Origin of the sequence: Actinoplanes sp. NPDC049316, assembly GCF_040677315.1 — a bacterium.
Lineage (GTDB): Bacteria > Actinomycetota > Actinomycetes > Mycobacteriales > Micromonosporaceae > Actinoplanes.
Window position 1 is genome coordinate 448,275 of the sequence record NZ_JBFAQM010000003.1, and the last position, 8,730, is coordinate 457,004.

5 protein-coding genes and 1 riboswitch are annotated in these 8,730 nt (G+C 72.8%); of the genes, 3 read left to right on the plus strand and 2 right to left on the minus strand.

The features are described from left to right. The first annotated feature begins 41 nt into the window (after positions 1 to 41). Entirely contained in the window at positions 42 to 1,898 is a 1,857-nt protein-coding gene (locus tag AB0K03_RS07340) for a translation factor GTPase family protein (protein ID WP_364681707.1), read from the plus strand. Here the strand turns inward: AB0K03_RS07340 and AB0K03_RS07345 are convergent. Together AB0K03_RS07345 and AB0K03_RS07350 are read right to left on the minus strand one after the other, a co-directional pair. Next, positions 1,884 to 2,864, minus strand: a complete 981-nt coding sequence (locus AB0K03_RS07345; protein ID WP_364681709.1) for an MHYT domain-containing protein — start codon at positions 2,862 to 2,864, stop codon at positions 1,884 to 1,886. The two genes, AB0K03_RS07340 and AB0K03_RS07345, sit on opposite strands and share 15 nt — an antisense overlap. A 120-nt stretch (positions 2,865 to 2,984) precedes the next feature. Continuing rightward, on the minus strand, positions 2,985 to 3,929 hold the full coding sequence (locus tag AB0K03_RS07350; protein WP_364681710.1) for an alpha/beta hydrolase: 945 nt from the start codon (positions 3,927 to 3,929) through the stop codon (positions 2,985 to 2,987). A 90-nt stretch (positions 3,930 to 4,019) separates the two neighbouring features. Beyond that, positions 4,020 to 4,099, plus strand: a riboswitch (S-adenosyl-L-homocysteine riboswitch). Between AB0K03_RS07350 and metH the strand changes: the two genes are divergently transcribed. Together metH and AB0K03_RS07360 are read left to right on the plus strand one after the other, a co-directional pair. Next, positions 4,098 to 7,736 (plus strand): methionine synthase, encoded by a 3,639-nt coding sequence (gene metH, locus AB0K03_RS07355; RefSeq protein ID WP_364681712.1) that lies wholly within the window; start codon positions 4,098 to 4,100, stop codon positions 7,734 to 7,736. Its footprint overlaps the riboswitch before it by 2 nt. A 643-nt stretch (positions 7,737 to 8,379) precedes the next feature. Beyond that, positions 8,380 to 8,541, plus strand: a complete 162-nt coding sequence (locus AB0K03_RS07360; RefSeq protein WP_364681714.1) for a hypothetical protein — start codon at positions 8,380 to 8,382, stop codon at positions 8,539 to 8,541. The last annotated feature ends 189 nt before the right edge of the window (positions 8,542 to 8,730 follow it).

Genomic DNA, 8,730 nt, shown 5'->3' on the forward strand with positions numbered 1-8,730 from the left:
GCCCCGGACCATCCATCCGTTCCGGCCTTTCGAGGATCTCCTTGCCCTCCACACCGCTCAATCTCGGCATCCTGGCGCACGTCGACGCCGGTAAGACCAGCCTCACCGAACGCCTGCTCTTCGAGCACGGCGTCATCGCGGCGCCCGGCAGCGTCGACGCCGGCAGCACGCAGACCGACAGCGGCGAGCTCGAACGCGAGCGCGGCATCACCATCCGCGCCGCGGTCGCCTCCTTCCGCGCCGGCGACCTGCGGGTCAACCTCATCGACACCCCGGGCCACCCCGACTTCATCGCCGAGGTGGAGCGGGCGCTCGCCGTGCTCGACGCCGCCGTCCTGGTGATCTCCGCCGTCGAGGGGGTGCAGGCGCAGACCCGGGTGTTGTTGCGCTCACTGCGCCGGCTCGGCCTGCCCGTGGTGTTCTTCGTGAACAAGATCGACCGTACGGGGGCCCGTACCGCCGGCCTGCTCGACGAGCTGCGCTCCAAGCTGGACGCCGACGTCGTGGCCGTCACCGCCGTTCGTGATCCGGGCACCCCGGCCGCCACCACCCGGCCCGACCGGTCGCTCGACGAGCTGCGCGGGCTGATCGCCGAGGAGACCGCCACCGGACGGCTGCACCCGGTGTTCTTCGGCTCGGCCCTGACCGGGCAGGGCGTCCGCGAGCTGGCGGCCGGGCTCACCACGCTGCTGCGCCCGCCGCCGCCGAGCGGCGCGGCCGCCGGGCTGGTGTTCGCGGTGGAGCGGGCGTCCGGCGGGGAGAAGGTCGCCTACCTGCGGCTCTTCGGCGGCGAGGTCCGGGAACGGCAGCGGCTGCGGCTCACCCGGCCGGGCGGGGGAGTCACCGGTCGCGTCACCGGGTTGTCCGTGGTGGGCAGCGGCGGAAAGGTACTCACGGCCGGGGGCATCGCCCGGGTACGCGGGCTGAGCGGCGTGCGCGTCGGCGACCGGCTGGGCGACCCGGACCGGCCCGCCGGCGCGCAGTTCTCGCCGCCCGGCCTCGAGGCGCTGGTCACGCCGCGGCACCCTGGACTGGAGGCCCGGCTGCACGCCGCGCTGACCAGCCTGGCCGACGAGGATCCGCTCATCCGGACCCGTGCGGCGGGCGGCGGCCGCACTTCGGTCCTGCTGTACGGGGCCGTGCAACGCGAGGTCATCGCGGAGCGGCTGGCGCGCGACTTCGGCGTCGAGGCGGTCTTCGGCGACGTGCAGCCGGTGTACGCGGAGCGGCTGACCGGAACCGGTCACGCCGAGACGGCCTTCGACAAGCGCGGCGGCAGCGACTTCTGGGCCACGATCGGGCTGCGGGTGGCGCCCGGCCCGGCCGGTTCGGGGCTGCGCTACCGGAACGGGGCCGAGTGGGGCGCGGTGCCCCGGGCGTTCCACGTGGCGACCGAGGAGGCCGTCCGCCGCACCCTGGACCAGGGCCTGTACGGCTGGGAGGTGCTCGACTGCACCGTCACGGTGACCCGCATCGGGTGGAAGTCGCCGACCTCCACCGCCGCCGACTTCCGCGGGCTCGCGCCGGTCGTCCTGCTCCGGGCGCTGCAGCGAGCCGGGACGCGGGTGCACGAGCCGTGCCACACGGTCGAGCTGGAGGTGCCCGGCGAGGCGCTGAGCACCGTCCTGGGTGCGCTGTCCGGGCTGGGCGCCGAGATCTCCGGTACCGTCCCGCGTGCCGACGGCTGGGTCGTCACCGGCGAGCTGCCGTCCCGGCTGGTGCAGGAGCTGACCCGGGCGCTGCCGGGGCTGACGCACGGCGAGGGAGCGCTGTGGAGCCGTCCCGGACGGGATCGCCCGGTGCGCGGGCCGGCCCCGGTCCGGCCACGCCTGGACGGCGACCCGCTCGACCGGGAGGCGTACCTGCGGTTCCTGGCCGCCCCCTCACTGGCGCGATGACCGGTCCCGGTAGGTCCAGGACGCGCCGCCGAGGGCCGAGCCGCGCTGCCGCGGGATGCGTGCGGCGCCGGTGGGCGTCCCGCCGGCCGTGCCGGTGGGCGTGCCCGCCGCCGGCGCCGGGCGGGACGCCGCGGCCGCGTCGGTCCGCTCCGGGCGGGCCCCCGCGCCGCCTTGCTCGAGGCGGGCCCCCGCGCCGCCTTGCTCGAGCCGGGCCGCCAGGTACGCCGCCGCGGCCCGGTCCTCGTCCGTCGGCGCGGCCATCAGCGCGTACACCAGGCCGAGCACGCCGAAGACCACCGCGAGGCCGATCGGGATGAGCAGCGCGGTGGCCGTCGCGCCGGTGGGGGTGCCGGTCAGTTCGCCGGCGCGCACCGTCATCGCGGACATGCCGGTGAAGTGCATGCCGTTGACCGCCACGCCCATGATCAGCGCCGCGCCGAGGATGGCGAGCGGCTTCTGCACCGTCACGGTCAGCCAGAGCGCCACCGTGGCGGCGACGACCGCGATCGCGACGGAAGCGGCCACGCGCGTGGTGCCGTACGAGATGTGGCCGTTGAGGTGCATGGCGTACATGCCCATGTAGTGCATGGCGGCGACGCCGAGGCCGGCCAGCAGGCCGCCGGCGACGATGCGGGCGGCCCGCGCCCGCTCGCCGCCGAAGACGATCATCATGCCGGCGCCGACCGCGGCGATCGCCAGGATCGCGCTGGCCGCGGTGAGCGCGACGTCGTAGCGGATGGGCGTGCCGACGACGCCGAAGCCCAGCATCGCCACGAAGTGCATCGTCCAGATGCCGGTGCCGCCGATGGCGATCGCGGACAGCGTGAGCCACCACGCCCGGCCGCCGCCGGTGCGCGCCGAGCGCAGCCGTACGGCGCAGACGAGCCCGAGCAGCGAGCCGAGCACCGACAGCGCGTAGCTCACCGCCGGCGTGACCCATCCATGCTCGAAATGATGGATCTCCATGTCGTTGTCCCCCCAGGTCAGAGTCCCCGATGCATCCTGACGCGGGGTTCGCCGCGGTGCAGGGGACGCAAGGGGGACCGACGCGGAAACCGGCCGTACGGGGGAACCGGTCCGGCCCGGTCAGCCGATCTTGGCCGTAGCGAGCCAGTCACGCAGCGCAGCGTTGACCTCGGCCGGCCGCTCCAGCATCACCTCGTGACCGGCCTCGACCGTGACCTCGGTCAGATTCGTGCAGGCGGCGCGCATCGGCTCGGCGAGCCGGCTGTGGCGGGTCTCGCAGATCGTGTCCCAGGCGGCGTGCACGAACAGCACGGGCATGGTCAGCCGGTCGGCGGCGCGGGCGGCGTACGCGAGGTTCGTCTCGTCGTTGAGGTACCACGAGCAGGGGCCGCGGAACCCGTGCTCCGCCAGCCCGGCGACCACCGTCGCGAAGTCCTCGTCGTCGAGCATCGAGGTGTCCCGGGGCAGCGCCGGAGCCCGGTGCGCGTCGCCGAACCAGCCGCCGTTGGTGCGTACGCCCGCACTGCGCGCCCGCGTGCCGACCACCTCCGGGCGGCTGCGGCGGAACAGCAGGGACACGGTCGCGGCCACGTCCGCCTCGAAGTCAGCGACGGCCTGCTCGAAGCGCTCGGCGTAGAACCGGTAGTAGTCCCACTGGCCGTACGGGAAGCGGTCCTCGGGGTAGAGGTCACGGTCGACCAGCGGCAGCAGCGTCTCCAGGGCGAACCCCTGCGGCAGGTACGGCACGCAGAGGCTCGCGACGGCGCGGCAGCGCTGCGGGTGATGGGCGGCCATGGACCACACCACCGGGCTGCCCCAGTCGTGCCCCACCCACACCGCCGGGCGGCCCCCCAGCGAGTCGTGCAGCTCCAGCAGGTCGCCGACGACCTCTTCCAGGGCGTACGCGGACGGCTCGGCGGGGATCTTCGCGGCGCCGTACCCGCGCATGTCGGGCGCGACGCACTCCCAGCCGGCGGCGGTGAAGTGCTCGACCTGGCGCCGCCAGACCAGACCGCGCTCGGGCCAGCCGTGGACGAAGACCATCAATGGGCGTTCCTCAACCATTCCGGCACCGTAGCGTCGGCCGGCGACCACCCTTCGGGACAGCACCCGCCCTCGAGGTCGATACGACCGTCTTCGGGTACTCTTGTGCGCCAGGCCGAGGGGCGCTGCAACGGGGGTCCACCCCGCCACGCTCGGACCGGAATTACACCGACCAAGGGCGCCTCCGAGATGTCCGCGGAGGTGGTCGCTGTGTCAGTAGTAACCCACAGTAGCGATGTTGCCGGTGAGCTGCGCAAGCTCCTGGCCGAACGGGTGCTCGTGCTCGACGGGGCCTGGGGCACCATGCTCCAGGGCGCCCAGCTGACCCCGGCCGACTACCGGGGCGATCTGATCGCCGAGGATCACCCGCAGGACGTCACCGGCGACCCGGACCTGCTCAACATCACACGGCCCGACGTCATCCTCGACGTGCACCGGCAGTACCTGGCCGCGGGCGCCGACATCACCACCACCAACACGTTCACCGCGACCAGCATCGCGCAGGCCGACTACGGGCTGCAGCACCTGGTGCGCGAGATGAACGTCCGCGGCGCGCAGCTGGCCCGGCAGGCCGCCGACGAGGCCGGGGGCCGGTTCGTCGCCGGGTCGGTCGGGCCGCTCAACGTGACCCTGTCGCTGTCGCCCCGCGTCGAGGACCCGGCCTACCGCGCGGTCTCCTTCGACACGGTCAAGGCGGCGTACGCGGAGCAGATCTCCGCGCTGGCCGAGGGCGGCGTCGACCTGCTGCTCATCGAGACGATCTTCGACACGCTCAACGCGAAGGCCGCGATCGCCGCCGCCCGCGAGGTCGCGCCGCAGCTGCCGCTCTGGATCTCGGTCACCATCGTCGACCTGTCCGGGCGCACCCTGTCCGGGCAGACCGTCGAGGCGTTCTGGCGGTCCATCGAGCGCGCGCAGCCGCTGGTCGTCGGCGTCAACTGCGCGCTGGGCGCCGCCGAGGCGCGCCCGCACGTGGCCGATCTCGCCCACCTGGCGAACGTCTATGTCGCCGCCCACCCGAACGCCGGCCTGCCGAACGCCTTCGGCGGCTACGACGAGACGCCGGAGCAGACCGGGCGGTTGCTCTCCGAGTTCGCCGCCGACGGCCTGGTCAACATCGTCGGCGGCTGCTGCGGCACCACCCCGCCGCACATCGCCGCCATCGCCGACGCGGTCCGTGGCGCCCGGCCCCGGCAGCTGCCTGCGGCGCCCGCGGCCACCCGGTTCAGCGGGCTCGAGCCGTTCGAGATCGGTCCCGACACCGGGTTCGTCATGATCGGCGAGCGCACCAACGTCACCGGCTCGGCGAAGTTCCGCCGGCTCATCGAGGCCGACGACTACCAGGCCGCGGTGGACGTCGCCCTCGAGCAGGTCCGCGGCGGCGCCAACCTGCTCGACGTCAACATGGACGCCGATCTGCTCGACAGCGAGCGGGCGATGACCACGTTCCTCAACCTCATCGCCACCGAGCCCGAGGTCGCCCGGATCCCGGTCATGATCGACAGCTCCAAGTGGAGCGTGCTCGAGGCCGGCCTCAAGTGCGTGCAGGGCAAGGGCGTGGTCAACTCGATCAGCCTCAAGGAGGGCGAGGGCCCGTTCCTCGAACAGGCACGCCGGATCCTCGGGTACGGCGCCGGCGTGGTCGTCATGGCCTTCGACGAGCAGGGCCAGGCCGACACCACCGAGCGCAAGGTCGAGATCTGCGGCCGCGCGTACGACCTGCTCGTGCAGCAGGCCGGCTTCGCGCCCGAGGACATCATCTTCGACCCCAACGTCCTCGCCGTGGCCACGGGCATCGCCGAGCACAACGGTTACGCCAAGGCGTTCATCGACGCGCTCCCGCTGATCAAGCAGCGCTGCCCGGGCGCGCGCACCAGCGGCGGCATCTCCAACCTGTCGTTCGCCTTCCGCGGCAACGACGTCGTCCGCGAGGCCATGCACTCGGCGTTCCTGTTCCACGCCGTGCGCGCCGGCCTCGACATGGGCATCGTCAACGCCGGCCAGCTCGCGGTCTACCAGGACATCCCGGCGGAGCTGCTGGAGCTCGTCGAGGACGTGCTCTTCGACCGCCGGGAGGACGCCACCGACCGGCTCGTCACCTTCGCCTCCACGGTCACCGGCTCCGGCACCAAGCGCACCGTCGACCTGTCCTGGCGCGAGGCGCCGGTCGCCGAACGCCTGCAGCACGCGCTCGTGCACGGCATCGTCGACTTCGTCGAGGAGGACACCGAGGAGGCCCGGCAGCTGCTTCCCCGGCCGCTGGACGTCATCGAGGGCCCGCTGATGGACGGCATGAAGGTCGTCGGCGACCTCTTCGGCTCCGGCAAGATGTTCCTGCCGCAGGTCGTCAAGAGCGCCCGCGTGATGAAGCGCTCGGTGGCGTACCTCGAGCCCTTCATGGAGAAGGAGAAGGCCTCCGGGCGCGGCCAGGGCAAGGTCGTGCTCGCCACGGTCAAGGGCGACGTCCACGACATCGGCAAGAACATCGTCGGCGTGGTGCTGGGCTGCAACAACTACGAGGTCATCGATCTCGGCGTCATGGTGCCGGCGGCGAAGATCCTCGACACCGCGATCGCCGAGGGCGCCGACGCGGTCGGGCTCTCCGGCCTCATCACCCCCTCGCTCGACGAGATGGTCACGGTCGCTGCGGAGATGCAGCGCCGCGGCATGACGATGCCGCTGCTCATCGGCGGCGCGACCACCTCTCGCCAGCACACCGCGGTGCGCATCGCGCCGGCGTACGACGCGGTCACCGTGCACGTCCTCGACGCCTCCCGCGTCGTCGGCGTGGTCTCCGACCTGCTCGACCCGGGCCGCGCCAAGACGCTGGACACGGCCAACCGCGCCGAGCAGGAACGCCTGCGCGACCAGCACGCCAACCGCCGCTCGCAGCCGATGCTCACGCTGGCCGAGGCCCGCGCCAACCGCGAGGCCGTCGACTTCGCCGACCTGCCCACGCCGGCCTTCACGGGCGTACGCACCGTCGAGCCGGACATCGCCACCCTGCGCGAGATGATCGACTGGCAGTTCCTGTTCCTCGCCTGGGAGCTCAAGGGCAAGTTCCCGGCGATCCTCGACGAGCCGGTCGCCCGTGAGCTCTACGAGGACGCCAACGCGATGCTCGACAAGATCATCGCCGACGGCGCGTTCCAGGCGCGCGGCGCGTACGCCTTCTGGCCGGCCCACGCCGAAGGCGACGACATCGTCCTCGCCGACGGCGTCCGCTTCCCGATGCTGCGCCAGCAGACCCGCAAGCCCCAGGGCCGCGCCAACCGCTGCCTCGCCGACTACATCGCCCCCTCGTCGGCCGGCCAGGACCACCTCGGCGGCTTCGCCGTCGCCATCCACGGCGCCGACGAGCTCGCGGCCCGCTACGAGGCCGAACACGACGACTACCGCTCCATCATGGTCAAGGCCCTCGCCGACCGCCTCGCCGAAGCCTTCGCCGAACACCTGCACCTGCAGGCCCGCCGCGAATGGTTCGAACCGGACGCCCAACCGGCCCTCGAGGACCTGCACGCCGAACGCTTCCGCGGCATCCGCCCGGCGCTCGGCTACCCGGCCAGCCCGGACCACAGCGAGAAGAAGGACCTGTTCGACCTGCTCGGCGCGGGCAAACTCGGCATCGGCCTCACCGAGTCGTACGCGATGACCCCGGCGGCGGCGGTCAGCGGCCTCATCTTCGCCCACCCGCAGTCCCGGTACTTCACGGTGGGACGGCTCGGCAAGGACCAGATCGAGGACTACGCGGCCCGCCGGGGGATGAGCGTGGACGAGGTGGAGCGCTGGCTGCGGCCCAATCTCGCGTACGAGATCCCGCCAGCCTGATCCTGCCGGCCTGATCCTGCCGGCCTGATCCTGGCGGCCTGGTCCTGTCGGCCTGGTTCTGTCGGCCTGGTCCTGTCGGCCTGGTTCTGTCGGCCTGGTTCTGTCGGCCTGGTTCTGCCGGCCTGAACCCCGCGGGGCGGCCGGGGCGGTCGCCGGACGGCTGGGGTTGGCTGAGCCGGTCGGATTCGTCCGACCGGCTTGCCGCCGGAGGGCCGCAGTTGCCTTGGGGTCCGCTTGCCGTCGGCGGGCCGGCTTTCGTCTTGGGGCTGGATTCCGCCGTGGGACTGGCTTGCCGGCGGCCGCTGCCGGTCGGGCCGGCCCGGCCGTGATCTGGTGCCGTGACCGGCTCGGACCCGGCCGTGATCTGGTGCCGTGACCGGCTCGGATCCGGCCGTGATCTGCTGGTAGGACCGGCTAGGACCCGGCCGTGATCTGCTGGTAGGACCGGCTCGGATCCGGCCGGGGCAGCCGGCTCGACCGGCCATCGGCTCGGCTCCGTCTCAGCCAGGAGTGGGGTCGCGGCTATGACTTTCGACCGAGCCGGAAGGCGACACGAATCCGGCTCCGCACCGATGCGGCGGCGGGCCGATCGGCGGGATAGTCGTGCTCGTCAACGCAGGACCACTGTGGTGGGGAGCCGGACATGAGTATCGAAGCGAGCGTTCTGGAACGGCCGATGCAGCGCGAGCAGGCCGCTGCGTCGGTGCCGATCACGCGGATCCTGACCGACCCGGCGATCCTCCGAATCGTCTGGCTCGCCGCGGCCCTCGCACTCCTCGCCACGGCGGTGGCCGTGATGCTGTGAGCAGGTCACGCAGTCGCGTCCGGCGCTGAGGTCACAGGCGACTTCTGCCGCCGCCGCGCCGCCGCGCCGCGCCGCCGCCGAGAGGCTTCCGCCGGGGGGGGTGTCCCTATGGGTTCTGTCAAGCGGCGAGGGTGAGCTTGTCTGCTGGCTTGTGCTGGTAGGAAGTTCGGGTGCGGAGCATGGCGTGCA

Excerpts from the sequence above, each read along its gene's own strand:
- metH (WP_364681712.1), top strand. The coding sequence starts at position 4,098 with ATGTCCGCGGAGGTGGTCGCTGTGTCAGTAGTAACCCACAGTAGCGAT.
- AB0K03_RS07360 (WP_364681714.1), top strand. The coding sequence starts at position 8,380 with ATGAGTATCGAAGCGAGCGTTCTGGAACGGCCGATGCAGCGCGAGCAG.
- AB0K03_RS07345 (WP_364681709.1), bottom strand. The coding sequence starts at position 2,864 with ATGGAGATCCATCATTTCGAGCATGGATGGGTCACGCCGGCGGTGAGC.
- AB0K03_RS07350 (WP_364681710.1), bottom strand. The coding sequence starts at position 3,929 with ATGGTTGAGGAACGCCCATTGATGGTCTTCGTCCACGGCTGGCCCGAG.